The sequence below is a fragment of the Vibrio nereis NBRC 15637 genome (assembly GCF_001591105.1).
In the GTDB taxonomy this organism is placed as follows: domain Bacteria; phylum Pseudomonadota; class Gammaproteobacteria; order Enterobacterales; family Vibrionaceae; genus Vibrio; species Vibrio nereis.
On the sequence record NZ_BCUD01000002.1, the window covers coordinates 147,841 to 164,549 of the forward strand.

The window sequence follows — 16,709 nt, forward strand, 5'->3', positions numbered from 1 at the left end:
AAGGAACCGTTCAGGCTGTCAAGCTATGAGCTTACTTGGCAAGTAGCGCGACTTTTTTCAAAAAGCTATCACGTAAGTGCTCTTGGTCGTACTCAAGGTGATAAGTGTTGTGAAAGCCGACCTTTAGCTCCACACCGTTACCACGCATATAGACGTTGTAGCCATCGTAATCAGAAAAAGCTTCAACCCCCTCATAAATTTTACCATGTTCTGTTGGTGTGCCTTTTTCCATCACAGTCTCATAAGCTTGCAGCACTTTGGTTGGATCAAGTTCGTTTCTCATTGTGCGCTCTCCTTATCACATCACTCTATAAGTATCGTCATCGGTTAATTATTTCGCCATTTTTCAAAGTGAAGAAGATCAAAAATCCCTCATATTTACATGTAAATATGGGCAAACATACCTACCCCAAATACAGAAAAGGGAGCCACTTATGGCTCCCTCATTTCACTATTCAAATGTTAAGTATTTACGCCCAAAACGTCATTGCGATAAACGTTAGAACAGCAATACAAACAATGTTTAACACGATGCCCACTCGCATCATTTCACTTTGTTGTACGTGTCCAGAGCCAAACACAATCGCGTTCGGTGGCGTTGCTACTGGCAACATGAATGCACACGACGCTGCAACGGCAATCAGTACTGAGAGAACCATAGGCGACATACCAAAGGCTTCTGCGACGCTTGCAAATACCGGGATCAGAAGCGCAGCGCTGGCTGTATTACTTGCGAACTCTGTTAAGAAGACGACAAAGACCGCAATCACAGCAATGATGAAGAAAATGCCAAGGTGAGAAATCATACTGCTTAGCTCGTTGGCTAAGAATACGCTGGTTCCCGTGGCTTTAAGTACGTTACTCAGACAAATACCACCACCAAACAGAAGCAATACGCCCCAATCCGCTGTTTTTTCGATATCTTTCCAGTGAACCACTCGTGCAAAGCTCACCGCGACAATTGCGCTTAATGCCACAATGGTATCGAACTTAGCGTACCCACCCAGCATCGCATTGATAGGCTTACTGAAAATCCAACAGAAAACCGTCGCAGAGAAAATGGCAAGTGTTACCACCTTGCCTTTATCCCAATGAACAGGTTCATGGTTCAGCTCGAATTTACCGTCTAATTCAGGCTTAAGTACGAAGTAAAGCACCGCAATCATGATAGGTAACATGATAAGCGCTGTCGGTAAGCCAAAGCTCATCCAGTCGATGAAGGTTAAGCCAACTTCAGCAGCAGCAATGGCGTTAGGTGGGCTACCCACCACAGTTGCAATACCACCAATACTGGCACTGTAGGCAATACCCAGTAAAACGAACACATAGGTTTTATGGCCGCTTTCCGAGTTCACTTTGCTCAACACGCCAAGTACAAGCGGCAGCATCATCGCGGTGGTTGCGGTGTTACTGATCCACATTGAGAGGCCAGCCGTTACGCCAAATAGCATAAATACGGCGACACTCATTTTCCCTTTTGCCAAAATGAGCACTTTATCGGCGATCACTTTGTCTAACCCTTGGCGATGCATTGCCGCAGCAAGTGCAAAACCACCAAGGAAGAGGAAGATGATGGAGTTCGCGAAGTTATTCAACGCGGTTTGAGTGTTAAACACGCCAAATAAGACGGCCATGATTGGCACGATGATCGCGGTTACAGTGACATGCAGGGCTTCCGTTAACCAAAGGATGGCAACAAACGCTAACATGCTTAAGCCTAGTACAACTTCAGGCTCAAACGGTAACGTAAAGTACAGTACCGCAAACAGAATGACATCAGCTAAAATAATCATACTGTTGCGGTTCAAAAACCATTCTCGGGTATTAGTAGGTAGAGGGACACTATCATTTCTATTCATTATTATATTTCCTTAAGAGGGCCTTGTGGCATAGCAAATGATCCCACACAACCTCATAGAGAAATATTTTTTCATTGCGAATTTGTTAACCGTATCAAGTTCATGGATATGGTTGTTAACAACATGAATAGAACTCTCACTAAGGTATATAAAAAGTGATTAGTTAATCACCAACCTATCAAAACTATCCATTACTTGCTGGCACTTCATCACCCGTCCATGACCTTGCCCTTGCGTTGCAACCAAGCTGACATTTTCCATCTCCTGCGCGGCTTTTTCCGACACCGAAAAACGAGTAAATTTATCGTCTTGGTCATGGACAATAATAGTCTCTCCTTCACGGAGTTTCAGTTTATTAAAAGGATCAATCGATTGAAGCGGGTAGTGATACTGCTCTTCCACTTTCTCCACAACGGCGTTAAACAATCGCATTGAATAACCCGAGCGAGCCACGCTGCCAAATAGGTTATCCAGGTAATCCAATACTGGCGCGATCAGCAACATAGGTTTGCCCACCAGCTTTTGATGGTGGCATTCAACCGCAGAGGCAGTTCCCATGCTGTGACCAACAAGACCGGCGACGTCGTCGACACTGTCTAAAATGGCCTCGAGCCCCAGCACAAACGCGGGTATGTGACCATACACTCCCTCACTTTGGCCATGAGCAGGGTGATCATACGCCAGAGCCGTAAACCCTTTGCTCGCAATATGTTCCATCAGAGGATAAAACTGGCTTGCACTGCCAGACCAACCATGAGTGAGTACCCACACAGGGCCACTGCCAAGTTGATAGGTTTTCAAAACACCTTCTTTCGATAACACTTCGCCTTTTATTAGGCCATTCGGCTCAGCGTTTTTCGGTTTCGCTCTGGCGGGGGTTAACAGCAGGTCTCGCGCCGTTTTTTCTGCGTGCTTGGGGGTCAACGTATGATGCAACCTCGTACTGATATTGATCAGGCTCTTTTTAAGGTTGAATTTGTTGGATGTATTAAAGTAAATCTTGTCACTCATAATTATCTTCCTTTGGCCGCACGCTTTAAAATCGAACGGTCGTACTATTTTTATTTAAACAATAAGCTGAGGCCATGCTCAGCTTATGTAAATATTACTTCCAGCTTCTAATAAGCTTGTTTACCCCGTACCAAAAATGCTCGTAGCTTGCTTCCTTTCCATGAAGGGAGTAAAACAAATGGGCACTTAAGTACAAGCCATACAACTCAAACACAGCTTGCTTGGGATCCAAATCCGCCCGAAACTCTTTTGTTTCAACACCTTTAGCGATCTGGATGCGTAAGTACTCGATCCAAGTCGAGATAGTTTTTTTCAGTGCCTGCTGAGTTGGCGTTGGTTCCACACCCGCTTCTTTCCAAGCGTCCAAAAACATACAACTCCCCTGAAAAGAATGATTCCAGCCCAACCAGTTATCGAGCAGCGCATTAAGCTTGGCTTCCACGGTGATTGTAGCTAGATCTCTAGCAGGGCTGATCACTCGCTGAGTGAAGGTTTGATTCGCATAATTAAGTACTTCTACCTGCAAATTATCTTTGGAGTTGAAATGGGCAAATAAGCCACTTTTCGACATTCCACAACGCTTAGCGAGTTCACCGATCGTTAAGCTCTCTAAACCATTTTCACTGGCCAATTCAAATGCCTTGCTCAGAATATTTTCTTTGGTATTTTTTCCTTTGCTCATCAGACACTCTCTTAAGTTCTAACTTTTAGTTTTAGCACGTTCGTACTTTTTTGCAATATTTCACGTTTAATTAGATGTGTATCAATGAAAACCAAGTATTTAGCTTGTTGATTTCACTCGCAAATTTTTCCAGCATTCATTCTTATAGTGCAACAAGTTGAACCATGGCGAACCATCGCGCCCCCGATCTTGATATACCTGGCGAAATTTTGACTATGTTGAGTGTCGTTATGGAAACCAAAATGATACAAAGTATCGAGTTCGGCCGAGTGATCGCAATATTTGCTATTGTGGCTATGCACTGCGGGCTATTTTTGTCCTACTGGCAGCACGAAGAAGTACCTTGGTTTGGTTATCTTTTTAACCAAGCGACGCGGTTTGCCGTACCTCTGTTCTTTCTTGTCGCTGGCTATCTGATTCAACCCAAAATCACGGCTCACCCCATTGCGACTTTACGTAGCTACAGCCTGCCGCTGATTCGCGTGTTTGTCGTCTGGAGCATCATCTGTCTATTGATGCCTTTTAACTTTCAAGCCCTGTTTGAACACGGTTATCTCGCAGAGCGCCAGTACTACTGGGGCTACTTAGCTGAGACTCCCGTCAACTCGCTGCTAGAGGGTGGTTTGGTCCATCTTTGGTTTATTCCAGCTCTGTTGCTCGCAGTCGCGATCTGCGCTTTGCTGGCCAAGTTTAAAGCGTTGCATCTACTGCTACCGCTGGGGGTGGTTCTGTATGTGTATGGCGCACTTGCGGGAAGCTATCACGTTGTGACCGACTTATGGTCTCCTTTCTTTACCCGCAACGGGCCGTTCTTTAGTACGCTGTTGTTCGCTATCGGTTTTACCATCCGTCAGCGAGCTATTCGCCTCAGCAGTTTACAAGCACTCACGATTGCAATCTTCGGCATGGCATGCCATTTCGCCGAGGTGTTTTTCCTTTACGGCTATGGACAAGGGTTCAACGAGAACGACTACGTGTTTGGTACCTTCTTGTGGGGCAGTGGCCTATTTTTGTGGCTACTCGCTAAACCAGATTTGGGGGCTGGCTCTTGGCTTACTTCGCTCTCGAAATACGTACTGCCTATCTATGTCGCACATTTACCGATCAGTATTTTGATGATGAATTTTGCTGGCTTTAACGGCCTTTACGGGGCGGGGAAAGATTTGGTGGTCTTCTTTGGTACAGTTCTTCTCACGTTCCTGCTGATGAAAGGCACGGAGAAAACACCAATCTATCATTGGCTATTCCGTTAACTCAGGTAAAAACAAAAAGGCGGTGGATCGCATCCACCGCCTTTATCGTTTCTGTATATACGCAAAATCTATTTATGTTGCTGCTTTTGAGACGAGGCTATGCCCTGACACGACGTTTGCGCGTATTCTTCATCCTCACAGCAGCATTCTGCTTTCAAAAATCCAATTACTCGGTCTAGGCATTGGTATTCTGCGACACAGTAAAGTGTGCGCCCTTCTCGACGTTGGCTAAGCAAACCCGCGGATGCAAGGCTAGATATGTGATGTGATAAGGTGGAACCAGGTACATTAAGCTTTTCCTGAATAACCCCCACTGCCACGCCTTTATAACCAGCCTTCACTATGGTTTTGTAAATAGCTAGTCGAGTCGGATGCCCCAACTCTTTTAATGCTTTAGCGACGATTTCCAGTTCCATCAGTAATTCCTGTATTGGCAATATTTCCAAAATAATGGAAGTATTCGCACATTGCAACGTTACCAACGTAAGATTTTTTGACTGGTAACAACTTAAATGACTGTCAGACCACGAACTGCGCATAATAACGGGCTCCAGACCAAATTTTCATACGCAAAAAACGGGCGGCTCGCATTAGGTATAGCGCGGTTACAAAGTTAAAATTACGGCTAGCTTAACCTGAGTCAAGTTTAGTAATAATTTAATAATTCACTTGCTTGACCCTGTCCTACACTTAAACCAGACGAAGGCAATGCAGGGCAAGGAGAGGCACATGATCTTAGTACAAAGGCACTATGAGCTTAAGGACACAAAACACTGTCACGCCAATATTGAAGTGAACCCCACAGGGGTTTTGGATGTAGAAATTGTCGAGCTCAATAAACACCATCAAGCCGAGTTGTGTGATATTGAGTTTCAAAAACTCGCAGGTAAAACATGCTTGCGCTGTAAAAACGAGCAAGCTCAGTGGATGCTGGAGTTGGATGACAAAGATGCCAATGAGCTTAGCACTTTGATTGTTGAAGCCAATGAAGAGTACGAAACGCTAATGCGTGATTTGTAATACGTCCTATGGTTTACACTCCGCTGATAAGAAACACAAATCAACGGAGGCGATACTGTCTACCAGCTAGCAATGGGCAAAAGTGCCGACATATTCTCAACCATTCGTTAGCGCACGTTTACATGGCCGGGAAAAAAGTGATGTACCGGGCCATGTCCTTGACCTACTTCTAACTCATCCGAGTACGAAATCGCTTGTGATATGTACTGTTTGCCAAGATAAACGGCTTTGTGCAGTCTGTTCCCTTGCGCAAGATAAGAAGCAATTGCAGACGAGAGAGTACACCCTGTTCCATGCGTGTTCGGCGTATTGTAGCGTTTCGCTCTTAACAACTCGCTACTTTGCTGCTGAATGAGAAGATCGTTACTGTTTACGTCGTGCTCCAAATGCCCGCCTTTCAGCAATACGGCTTTTGCGCCCAACGCACGCAAATCCTCTATCATGCCCCCCATGTCATCTTCATTTTGAGGAACAGCTTTACCGACAAGTGCCGCGCCTTCAGGAAGGTTCGGCGTCAATAAATCAGCCATTGGGATTAGCTCTTTCTTTAGGGTACTTATCGCGTCTTGCGCAAGTAACAGATCACCACTGGACGCCACCATCACTGGATCTATTACTAAAAACTTAGGCGCATATTGCTGTATTTTACGGGCAACTAGGGTAATGATTGCCTCGTCAGCAAGCATGCCAATTTTAACCGCGACAACGTTAAGATCGCTGAATACCGCATCGAGTTGACTTTCAATGTGCGCAAGTGGAATCGGGTGAATGGCTGACACGCCTAACGTATTTTGTGAAGTAATGGCCGTAATGACAGAACACGCATAGCTGCCAGTTGCCGAGATAGCTTTAATATCAGCTTGAATGCCTGCACCGCCGCCGCTGTCTGAGCCAGCAATGGTTAATACGATGGGTGTGATGTCTTGTGAATGTGGCATGGTCGCTCCTACTACAAGACGTATAAGAACTGACTCAACCAAAAAGTGGAACGTCAATGCGATTCCATTTGAATTGAGCGCACTGAGCCTTAGAAAGGATGGATGCCAGTGCGAATAGTTCCCTACGTCAGTGCTAACTGAATCAGGTTCTACGGGTCTCGCGGTGCGATCTCAGCCTATTGGCTCCCCGACTATTTTCGATAGATGATAACAGTATTGTTCAGAGTATGGCACTAGAATTTGCGCCCTGTCAGGCATTCTGTGCTTATCGATTTTCTAACACTTTGCTAAGTTTTAGACGCCATATTTACATTGTAAACATGGCTAAAAACAACAAAAGGAGCGATTTCGCTCCTTTTGTCATGTTTGCGTTCTGTGCACACTCAAGCTTCGAGTACTTCTTCCCCGAGCACTTCGGCGAGTAATAACTGATCCGTTTCATCCAGCTTCATCCCTAAGACGGGTAAACCGTGCTGCGCACTCCAACAGCAGAGAAACACTGCAATAGCTAACGCGAATATGATCATCATAACCATAACCTAACCTCCTCCTGTGGTTAACAACACCAGTACCTGGCTAACCCAAGATGCAGCTTCATTTGAAGTCAAAGGCCGGTTTGCAATACTTTATTCTTTTACGTTTTGGATTCACTCTTAACGAAAAATCGATAAGTGCTGTGTCTCTATTGCGCTCAGTTTATTTGTATTAACTTGCTAAGTTTGTTCGGTCTCTACACCTTAAGATTATTGAGGTACTATTTGAATATAGTTATACCGTACGTAATAAACAACTACATTTAGTGGTAAATAGATACCAGCTCACAAAGTTTATGCCTTTAAATGCATAATTATACAGGCTAGGGGCTATAGAATGAAAAAAAGGGGCACAGAGGCCCCTGAATACAATATCCTCGCTGCTATTGGTTACGCACCAATCACACCACCATCTTCACGAGTAATCGCAACAATGGTAGAACGTGGCTTAGTATTGCCACCATCCGGGAAGTGCGATGGCGCACCACCTTCACCCGGATGCTGAACACCCACAAACATGGTTTTGTAGTCCGCAGAGAAAGTAAGGCCGGTGATCTCACACGCAATCGGACCGGTTAAGAATCGACGTACTTCACCTGTCATTGGGTCACCACACAACATTTGGTTATTGCCCTGACCTTCGAAGTCACCTTTGTTCGAGTACTTGCCATCGGTTTGAATCCACAAACGGCCAGCTTTATCAAAACCAATACCGTCTGGGCTGTTAAACATGTTCTCTGCGGTGATGTTTTCACTGCCCGCATAAGCCGTGCCTTTATGAACAACTGGGTTACCCGCAATCAGGTAAAGATCCCACTCAAAGCTGTTGTTGGTGTGGTCACCACCATGTGGTAGCCAGCGAACAATCTGACCGTAGTTGTTTTGTGCACGTGGGTTCGGGCCACCAACTGGTTGATTATCTTTCACACCACGATGCTTATTGTTGGTCAATGTACAGAATACATGTTTATTATCAGGGTGAACCGCAACCCACTCTGGGCGATCCATCGTGGTTGCACCCACTTGTGTCGCCGCTTGACGAGCAAAGATCATCACTTCAGCTTGATCGTTAAAGCCGTTTTCTTTGGTTAAGCCATTTTTACCGTAAGTCAGCTCGATCCACTCGCCTTTTCCTTTCAGATCTTTATCTTCCATGTCGAACTTAGCGACATATAAAGTGCCTTCTTCTAGCAGATCTCGGTTAGCCTTGTCGTTGCCAGCTTGGTATTTGTTCTTAGATACAAATTTGTATAAGTGCTCACCGCGCTCATCATCACCCAGGTAAACAACCACATGGCCGTCATCATTGACCACCACTGCCGCATTCTCGTGCTTAAAACGGCCTAACGCCGTGCGTTTTAGCGGTGTCGCATCTGGGTTATGTGGGTCAATTTCGACCACCCAACCAAAGCGGTGTGGCTCGTTTGGATGTTTCGCAATATCAAAGCGCTCATCGGTATCGTGCCATTGGTACTTGCTTGGAACCGCTTTTACGCCATAGCGTTGGTGTTCATCTGAAATGGTCACACCGTCTTCGCGGGTGCCGAAGTAACCGTGGAAGTTCTCTTCACACGTTAGGTAAGTCCCCCAAGGTGTTTGACCGTTTGCACAGTTGTTGAAGGTGCCCAACGGTTTCATGCCTGATGGGTCTAGCTCCGTCTTCATTAACGCGTGGCCTGCCGCTGGGCCTGTTAGCATCATCTCTGTACTTGCCGTGATGCGGCGGTTACGCTGACCATCTTTATCTAGCTTCCATTCACCGCCCGATTTGACGATTTCAAACACCGTCACACCGTGCGCAGCTTGCGCTTTGAGTACATCGTCTGCTGTCATCGCGTTGCCGCCATGATCAAACAGGTATTCGTAGTTAGTGTATTCGTTATTTACGGCGATCACTGCGCGATCTTCACTGATCGGGAACAGGCTCATCCCATCGGTATTGTCACCGAACTGACGTTGTTGAGCGTTGGAGTCTTGTTTGCCACTTTGATCAAAGTCTGGCGCTCCTGGGAAAATAGGATCGCCCCACGATAGCAACGGCTTGGCTTTATAACCTTTTGGTACCACGATCTCATCGGATGTTGAAACCGGAATGGACTCAAAGTTTAACAATGCGCTTTTTTTATCTGCTGCAAAGGCTTTCGCAATTGGATTTAAAGAAAGAAAAGCACCTGCACTTACCGCGGCAGTCCCGACTAAAAAAGAACGGCGAGATAATCTCGCTTCGATCATTTGGCTAAACTGTGAATCTTGTTGATCACGGTTCCACATTGCTGACTCCTTGCTGAGTAATATTTATAAATATAGCGAGCAGATAGTAGGTAACCAAGGTGACAGATTTATTAAACTATTGTTTAACAAAGATTAATTAAGGATTTCAGATTTCATGGCTTTACATGACAAACTCATGAAAGTGCGCAGCACTTCAATTTTGCTCAGCAATGTAAGTAACTTATGCAAAAAAATGTGATCTAAAACCTAGCCAGAACCAAAATTGCTGGCTACATTGAATCTTGTTCATGAGGAACTGTATTCGTATTGAGCTCAGTGACGAGCTAGTTTGTTCTTATGAGGGAATATCATGAAGAAAATGAGAAAAGCACAATTACATCGCGTTCGTATTCAGTACTGGAAAGATTCAAGTAAAAGCGCAAATAAATCATCGTAATGTGCAACCCAAAACTAAGCTGGCTTTAATGCCAGCTTTCGCATTTCTAGCACCGACAAAATTACCCGTAATTGCCGTCATGCGGCTCTATGACTGATCGGATACACCTGAGCCAGTTCACGCAGCAACCCCAATGTCTGCTTTGAGTAAAGATGTTTATCTTTGTAGCCTACCAGCTGAATCTGACGTACTTTTCCTGACAGCAGTAACTGCCGAACAATACGGTGCATCACCTGCAAGTCAACCGCGCTGCCCGTTTCTATTCGCGACAACGGGTAAAGGCAATCCAGATCGATATTCAGCGCAATGTCGTCACAATGCGACAGGTAACTTGCAACTTGCTGCTTAATCGAGAGTCTATGACCAAAACCACACTCTTCCAGCGTCAGCCAGTCACAACCTAAGTCTTCCGCATACTCTGCTGTTTTCTCGTCTAGCTGTGTGCCATCAATACCAAGGCAGAACAAACGACATTCACTGTAGCGTGACAGCGCAAAATGAAACGCCGATCCTTTGTCAGGCTCTAAACAGGCTTTTAATTCAAACTGTCTGCCGATGTGCACAATCCCCAACTCTTTTCTTGGCGAAGCCAGTAAGGGCAAACTATAAAGCAAGGTTTCTGTATTATTCGTCAATACCACAGGGAGGGACTTGGCCCCAAGGTAACTGCTCAACTGAAGTTGATATTGGCCTATTGGCTGCTCATTCAGGTTGTAGTGGCCGCCATTAAACCAGCAATACTTATCGTGTAGAGACAGCCACTCGTAAACCTCTTCTAAACTTTGATCGGCCATTTCAAAATCCACCCGCTTCATTGATTTAAGTGCTTCACTTACACTGATCAAAGTGAGTTGATGAGATGAAATCTTGCTGGTTTCATGTGCTTTATTGCGTCGAAATAGCCCAAACATCGCCGTTACCTTTCTGGGGGCAAAGCCCTTGCTGCCTGTAGAACGTGTAAAATGATTTTTTGTTGGTTAAGTTGAACTCGATGTACAGGCGCCATCACTGAGACTGCGCCAACTAACTTGGTGCCTTTCATCACCGGAGCGCTGATCCCCGAAACGCCGGGGTCAATTTCAGACGTGCTGACCGAATACCCCTGTTGACGGATCTGTTCCAGCTCCTGCTGCCATTTTTCGAGATTTTCCCCTTCCCCAAAATAGCGCAGGATTTTTTCACACCGCTGAGTCGGCATATACGCCAACATCACTTTGGATGAGGCGCCTCGCAGCAGGGGTTGACTCTGACCCTGGACGTAACTGCAACGAAGCGCCTGCATGCTCTCTTTCCTGCTCACACATAGCGCGCGGTAACCAACTGGCACCATATAAGCCGACATTTCTCCCGTCTGTTTTTGCAGTCGATTTAATACCAAATCGACTGCGTCCAGATCGTGCTGGCTGTTTTTGTAACTGCGCATCAACATCAAGGCTGCCGGACCTATGATCAAGGTTTTGTCACTTGGACTTTCCTCAATTAGATTCCACTCTTTCAGCAATTTCAGATGTCGATAAAGACTGCTGATGGGTGTACCGACTTGCTCGCTCAGCTGTTTGGCGCTCACCGGATCATCATTGACCGCCACTTGCATTAGAAGCTGCAATACCTTTTCGTTGACTTGTCCGTTGCTCTGTTTCATCAAGTTCTGCTCATGTTGTATCGTTAGAACAATTATTCGACAAATTTTATTCTCAATTAGTAAGAATATATAAACAATTTAGATAACTGATTCTCACATAATAAGAAAATAGACGAAGTAAAAGTCAGCCTAACAAAACCTTGGTGGAAGCGTCTGTTCGACTCAAGAGATCAGGAGGCAAGTTTGTGGTATTGCGGCAAACATGAAAAAGGAAAAAAAACTCAGATACTCAACAAGATGAACATGAAAAATTGTGGTAATTCGCGATCAATCCAACACCCTTTTTCCATGAATAAGACTATGCTTATTTTATCTATTTCAGATAGGGGTTGAATATGCAATACAAACACATCATGGTCGCTATTGAGATTTCAGAACAAAGCAAAGTCCTAATTGATCGAGCAATTTTTCTAGCGAACCAGCTTGGGTCAGAAATTTCTTTTATTCACATCGACGGAACTCATGGGGAGATTTATCCGGATCTGGTAGATATCAAGGCCAACCCCGACCTGAGGCCCATCAATGAACATACGATGGAACAACTGAGGGAATTTGACGCCAACACAGATTACCCAGTGAAGAAGATCATTGTTGGTACCGGAGAACTCAGTGAGAAGCTGCATGAAGTGATTGCAGGTAATGGCGTGGATCTTTTGATTTGTGGTCATCACCAGGATTTTTGGAGTCGCATCATTTCCTACTCTCAACACCTTATCAATAAATCACCTGTCGATATTTTGGTGGTTCCGATTGAGTCTTAGTCCTCATCGAGATTTAAATAACCATAGCGAAAAATAAAGCCCGGCGATAACCAACCGGGCTTTATGCGTTTAATTAAAGGCCACCGAAGCAGAGATATTTAATATTCATATATTCATCGATGCCTTGTTTCGCTCCTTCACGGCCAATGCCGGACTGCTTCACACCGCCAAATGGAGCCACTTCCGTCGAAATAATGCCTTCATTGATCCCGACCATGCCGTATTCCAACGCTTCTGCAACTTTCCACACTCGGCGGATGTTCTGACTATAGAAATACGACGCGAGACCATAAATGGTGTCGTTTGCCATCGCGATTAACGCTTCGTCGCTATCAAATGCGATAACAGGGGCAACAGGACCAAATATTTCCTGAGAAACAATCTCCATGTCATGGGTTACATTTTTCAGCACAATCGGTTCAACAAACAAACCGTCATGTTCCACTTGCGGCGTTGCAGGCTCTGCCCCTTGCTCTATCGCTACCTCTACCAACGCGAGGATATTACGTTTGGCGGTGTCGCTGATGACCGGACCAACATTGATGCCTTTCTCCAAGCCGTTCCCCAGCTTGAGCTTTTGTACTTCTTGCGCGAACTTTTCGATAAACTCATCATACACGTTGCTGTGCACGTAAAAACGGTTAGCACACACACAAGTCTGCCCTGCATTGCGGAATTTAGACGCAACAGCGCCTTTTACTGCGGCATCAATATCCGCATCGTCAAACACAATAAATGGCGCGTTACCGCCCAGCTCCATAGACGTGCGTTTGATGTCGTGCGCACTCTGCTCCATCAAAATGCGGCCTACGCGGGTAGAGCCCGTAAACGAGAGCTTGCGAATCATTGGATGCGAAGTGAAGATCGCCCCGACTTTAGCCGCATCATGGCCTAGCACGACTTGCAACACATCACGTGGAATACCGGCTTGGTATGCCAACTCCACCACGGCAAAGGCGCACAGAGGCGTTAACTCTGCGGGTTTAACAATAAAACTGCAGCCAGCTGCCAGCGCAGGCGCGGCTTTTCGCGTGATCATCGCAATTGGGAAGTTCCACGGCGTGATCGCGCAGGCGACGCCGACAGGCTGCTTGATGGTCACAATTCGCTTGTCATTAGATGGCGCAGGAATCGATTCACCATATGTGCGTTTGCCCTCTTCGGCAAACCATTCAACAAAGCTGGCGCCGTAAAGTACTTCGCCTTTGGCCTCTGCGAGCGGTTTACCTTGCTCAAGCGTCATCAATCTTGCCAAGTCGCTCTGATTTTCAATCAGTAGTTGATACCACTTTTGCAATAACTGCGAGCGTGATTTTGCGGGTAGCAACGCCCACTCTTTCTGCGCTGCATGAGCTCGCTCTATAGCAATGCTGATCTCTTCAGCCGATAAAACAGGGGCATAACCCAACAATTCACCCGTTGCCGGGTTTTCAACCGCGAGTCCAGTTTTTTGTTGCTCTGAAACCATAAACGTAAGTAGCTGAGTATTAGAAATATGCTGCATGGTGATATCTCATCGAATAGAAATGTCTTTTAATATTACACCCAACCTTACCAAAGTGGTGCATAAACCGTGTTCGCGTACGGTAAACTATGTTTACAACATTCTGGGGCGATACTCACGCCATTTACAGTGTCATTTTTCACCTTCAACGCCAGTTAAAAGCAGAACGTTATCCATGACGACGCAAAGAAAATACCGCAGCAACATTGCGTGATGCTATTTCCACATTGCGCTTTGCATCTTGTAGCGCAGTAGCCAGGTCTACCGCACCGGGAACCACACTAAAAACCGCATCGATACCATGTTGATGAACCACCTTGTGATCTGCGGAAACACAGCCCGCAATCGCAATAACCGGCACTTGATGCTGCTTCGCGACTCTAGCCACGCCAACGGGTGTTTTTCCATGTATGGTCTGGCTGTCGATTTTTCCTTCGCCGGTGATCACTAAGTCTGCATCTTTGACTGCATCGTGAAGATTAACGGCATCGATCACGATCTCAATCCCCGGCCTCAGCGTAACATCAAATAGCCCGAGGAATGCGGCGCCTAATCCACCAGCAGCACCCGCACCCGGTAAATCAACAACCTTGCGGCCAGTGGTTTTTTCAATCACATCGGCGTAGTACGCTAAATTGGCATCGAGGGTTTCAACCATGTCGAGTGTCGCGCCTTTCTGCGGACCAAACACCTGTGAGGCGCCTTTAGGCCCACACAGCGGATTATCGACATCGCACGCGATTTCTAGCGTCACATGGCGTAATCTCGGATCTAAATTACTGAGATCGATTGAGGCAAGTTCACTTAGCGCTCCACCGCCAAACGGCAGTTCAACGCCTTGCTTATCAAGGCACTTCGCGCCCAACGCCTGAACCATCCCTAGCCCGCCGTCGTTGGTCGCGCTTCCGCCAATGCCAATGATGATATGGGTTGAGCCCGCATCCAGCGCAGCCTTGATAAGCTGTCCGGTGCCGTACGTCGTGGTGATGAGTGGATTACGCTCACCTTCATCAACCAAATGAAGACCAGAAGCGGCCGCCATTTCGATCACGGCTGTCTCATCATCTCCCAGCAAACCATAAAACCCGTCTGTGGCACGGCCTAAAGGGTCCATAACAGAGGCAGACACAACCTTTCCGCCCGTCGCCTCTACTAACGCTTGGACGGTCCCTTCCCCACCATCTGCCATTGGCAGCTTCACATAACACGCATCCGGCATAACCTGCTTGAAGCCGCGCTCTATCGCAGAGGCCACTTCCATCGCCGTTAGGCTTTCTTTGTACGAATCAGGGGCAATAACAACCTTCATTAGAGTTCCTTTTCGTTTGTGGCTGGTGGCTGTTCAAACTCCGCTAGGCAAAGCTTTAATGCCTGATTCAACTGTTGTTTAGCTGGATCATCCATCCCCTTGATCAATTCGTGCTGTAAATCCACATGCACCTGCATCAACTCGTCGATCAAATCGATGCCTTTCGGTGTAAGCTGCACGCTAACACTGCGCCGATCTTCTTTGCTGTGCGCGCGTGCGATCAGCCCTTTCGATTCTAATTTGTCTAAACGATTCGTCATCGCGCCTGACGTTAATAACATCGATCCCATCAATTCTGAGGGCGTTAAGCAATAAGGTGATCCACTACGTCTTAACGTGGCTAACACATCAAACTCGCCCAGTTTTAGATCGTAACGTTTGTGCAATTTGGCCACTTCGGTTTCCATGTACTTTGCAATCCGCAAAATACGTCCCATGATGGCCATAGGCTCAGTATCTAGCTCAGGTTTCTCTTCCGCCCACTGCTGAGTTAAGCGCTCAATTGCGTCCATAAAAGCTCTCCGGGATAAACGGTCATTCTAAGTATCTTAACATAAAGATACTTTACAACTCATCTTATAGCGCGTACCTTTTGAGCTACTTATCTCAACGTAAAGATAAATGACATGAACATATTGCTTGCCATGATCCCGTCATTCTTTTGGGGGACAACGTACGCGGTGACTCAATTTACCCTGACAGATTGGCCGCCATTGCTGCTCGGAGCCTTAAGAGCATTACCAGCGGGACTATTGCTGCTAATGATCAAACCAACGCTGCCTAGCAAAGGAGAATGGAAAGTACTGTTGACTCTAGGCGCGATTAATATCGCCACCTTCTTTGCCCTCATTTTTGTTATGGCACTGACGTTGCCGTCGGCTATCTCTGGAGTAGGCATGGTGTCTGTTCCTGTGTTTGCGATGCTCTTTCACTGGATAAAAAACAAGCATCGGCCGAGCTTTATTCAAGGCATATGTGGAGGTGCATTGATACTGCTGGCGTGGATGTTATTTGATCCAAGCTCAATCAGCCTTAACCCAATCGGATTAATGGCAATGCTGGCTGCCATCTCATGCATTGTCGTTGGCAGCGCCATCACCAAATCACTTGGAACGCGGATGCATTGGTGGAAGATCCTGACATGGCAGCTGATTTTAGGCGGCGTGATTTTATCGGTTGTGGCTAGCTTTCACGCTTTCATTGAACCTGTAAAATACGCGGATGCGCTGCAACACTTCTCTATCCGCAATCTGCTCGGGTTAAGCTGGGTCGCGGTGCTAAATACCGCATTGGGTTATGGTTTGTATGTTTGGTTACTGCAACGTATGACGGTAGTGGATTTTACTTTTGGTGGTATTGCCAACCCCGTGGCAGGCATTGTTTCAGGACTGATCTTGCTGGGTGAAAACTTTACGCTGATGCAATACACACTCATGGCGGGGATGATTTTAATGTCGTTGCTACCGCAAGTGCTTGTCGCGATAAAACAAAACAGAGCCAAATCCACAATAATCAGCAATAACGCTTAA

The 16,709-nt window shown here is 46.2% G+C and carries 17 protein-coding genes and 1 riboswitch; of the genes, 4 read left to right on the plus strand and 13 right to left on the minus strand.

The features are described 5' to 3' along the window. Positions 1-31: 31 nt before the first annotated feature. The 4 genes from VNE01S_RS03570 to VNE01S_RS03585 all read right to left on the minus strand — a co-directional run bounded on the left by VNE01S_RS03570 (position 32) and on the right by VNE01S_RS03585 (position 3,552). The gene (locus tag VNE01S_RS03570; protein WP_053395998.1) at positions 32-283 is read right to left on the minus strand and encodes a DUF3081 domain-containing protein; all 252 of its coding nucleotides are present in this window, start codon (positions 281-283) and stop codon (positions 32-34) included. Between the two features lie 187 nt (positions 284-470). Then, complete coding sequence (locus tag VNE01S_RS03575) at positions 471-1,859, minus strand: SLC13 family permease (RefSeq protein WP_053395999.1); 1,389 nt, start codon at positions 1,857-1,859, stop codon at positions 471-473. Between the two features lie 159 nt (positions 1,860-2,018). Further along, the gene (locus VNE01S_RS03580; RefSeq protein ID WP_053396000.1) at positions 2,019-2,870 is read right to left on the minus strand and encodes an alpha/beta fold hydrolase; all 852 of its coding nucleotides are present in this window, start codon (positions 2,868-2,870) and stop codon (positions 2,019-2,021) included. Positions 2,871-2,964: 94 nt separating this feature from the next. Beyond that, positions 2,965-3,552: a TetR/AcrR family transcriptional regulator gene (locus VNE01S_RS03585; RefSeq protein WP_053396001.1), complete on the minus strand. Its 588-nt coding sequence runs from the start codon at positions 3,550-3,552 to the stop codon at positions 2,965-2,967. A 230-nt stretch (positions 3,553-3,782) separates the two neighbouring features. On the opposite strand from VNE01S_RS03585, the gene VNE01S_RS03590 reads away from it, so the two are divergent. Further along, positions 3,783-4,805: an acyltransferase gene (locus tag VNE01S_RS03590; RefSeq protein ID WP_053396146.1), complete on the plus strand. Its 1,023-nt coding sequence runs from the start codon at positions 3,783-3,785 to the stop codon at positions 4,803-4,805. 68 nt (positions 4,806-4,873) lie between these two features. On the opposite strand, the gene VNE01S_RS03595 is transcribed toward VNE01S_RS03590, so the two are convergent. Next, positions 4,874-5,221 carry an ArsR/SmtB family transcription factor gene (locus VNE01S_RS03595; protein ID WP_053396002.1) on the minus strand — a complete coding sequence of 116 codons (348 nt, stop codon included), beginning with the start codon at positions 5,219-5,221 and terminating at the stop codon, positions 4,874-4,876. Between the two features lie 313 nt (positions 5,222-5,534). Between VNE01S_RS03595 and VNE01S_RS03600 the strand changes: the two genes are divergently transcribed. Further along, on the plus strand, positions 5,535-5,825 hold the full coding sequence (locus tag VNE01S_RS03600; protein WP_053396003.1) for a hypothetical protein: 291 nt from the start codon (positions 5,535-5,537) through the stop codon (positions 5,823-5,825). Positions 5,826-5,932: 107 nt separating this feature from the next. Here the strand turns inward: VNE01S_RS03600 and thiD are convergent, their stop codons facing one another. The 5 genes from thiD to VNE01S_RS03620 all read right to left on the minus strand — a co-directional run bounded on the left by thiD (position 5,933) and on the right by VNE01S_RS03620 (position 11,606). After that, positions 5,933-6,763, minus strand: coding sequence for a bifunctional hydroxymethylpyrimidine kinase/phosphomethylpyrimidine kinase (gene thiD, locus VNE01S_RS03605; protein WP_053396004.1), 831 nt, complete (start codon positions 6,761-6,763; stop codon positions 5,933-5,935). Between the two features lie 102 nt (positions 6,764-6,865). Beyond that, positions 6,866-6,963, minus strand: a riboswitch (TPP riboswitch). A gap of 183 nt (positions 6,964-7,146) precedes the next feature. Continuing rightward, a complete protein-coding gene (locus tag VNE01S_RS19425; protein ID WP_162208410.1) occupies positions 7,147-7,293 on the minus strand; it encodes a hypothetical protein in 147 nt (48 codons plus the stop codon). 393 nt (positions 7,294-7,686) lie between these two features. Then, positions 7,687-9,567 carry a PhoX family protein gene (locus VNE01S_RS03610; protein WP_053396005.1) on the minus strand — a complete coding sequence of 627 codons (1,881 nt, stop codon included), beginning with the start codon at positions 9,565-9,567 and terminating at the stop codon, positions 7,687-7,689. A gap of 474 nt (positions 9,568-10,041) precedes the next feature. Continuing rightward, positions 10,042-10,875: an arginase family protein gene (locus VNE01S_RS03615; RefSeq protein WP_053396006.1), complete on the minus strand. Its 834-nt coding sequence runs from the start codon at positions 10,873-10,875 to the stop codon at positions 10,042-10,044. Positions 10,876-10,880: 5 nt separating this feature from the next. Then, the gene (locus VNE01S_RS03620) at positions 10,881-11,606 is read right to left on the minus strand and encodes an IclR family transcriptional regulator (RefSeq protein WP_053396007.1); all 726 of its coding nucleotides are present in this window, start codon (positions 11,604-11,606) and stop codon (positions 10,881-10,883) included. Positions 11,607-11,941: 335 nt separating this feature from the next. On the opposite strand from VNE01S_RS03620, the gene VNE01S_RS03625 reads away from it, so the two are divergent. Continuing rightward, the gene (locus VNE01S_RS03625) at positions 11,942-12,367 is read left to right on the plus strand and encodes a universal stress protein (protein WP_053396008.1); all 426 of its coding nucleotides are present in this window, start codon (positions 11,942-11,944) and stop codon (positions 12,365-12,367) included. Between the two features lie 73 nt (positions 12,368-12,440). On the opposite strand, the gene VNE01S_RS03630 is transcribed toward VNE01S_RS03625, so the two are convergent. The 3 genes from VNE01S_RS03630 to VNE01S_RS03640 form a co-directional block, all read right to left on the minus strand. Continuing rightward, complete coding sequence (locus tag VNE01S_RS03630) at positions 12,441-13,871, minus strand: NAD-dependent succinate-semialdehyde dehydrogenase (RefSeq protein WP_053396009.1); 1,431 nt, start codon at positions 13,869-13,871, stop codon at positions 12,441-12,443. A 169-nt stretch (positions 13,872-14,040) separates the two neighbouring features. Further along, positions 14,041-15,180, minus strand: a complete 1,140-nt coding sequence (locus VNE01S_RS03635; protein ID WP_053396010.1) for a glycerate kinase — start codon at positions 15,178-15,180, stop codon at positions 14,041-14,043. Beyond that, positions 15,180-15,692 (minus strand): MarR family winged helix-turn-helix transcriptional regulator, encoded by a 513-nt coding sequence (locus VNE01S_RS03640; RefSeq protein WP_053396011.1) that lies wholly within the window; start codon positions 15,690-15,692, stop codon positions 15,180-15,182. Before VNE01S_RS03640 ends, VNE01S_RS03635 begins: the two co-directional genes overlap by 1 nt. Positions 15,693-15,806: 114 nt before the next feature. On the opposite strand from VNE01S_RS03640, the gene VNE01S_RS03645 reads away from it, so the two are divergent. Next, positions 15,807-16,709 (plus strand): DMT family transporter, encoded by a 903-nt coding sequence (locus VNE01S_RS03645; protein ID WP_053396012.1) that lies wholly within the window; start codon positions 15,807-15,809, stop codon positions 16,707-16,709.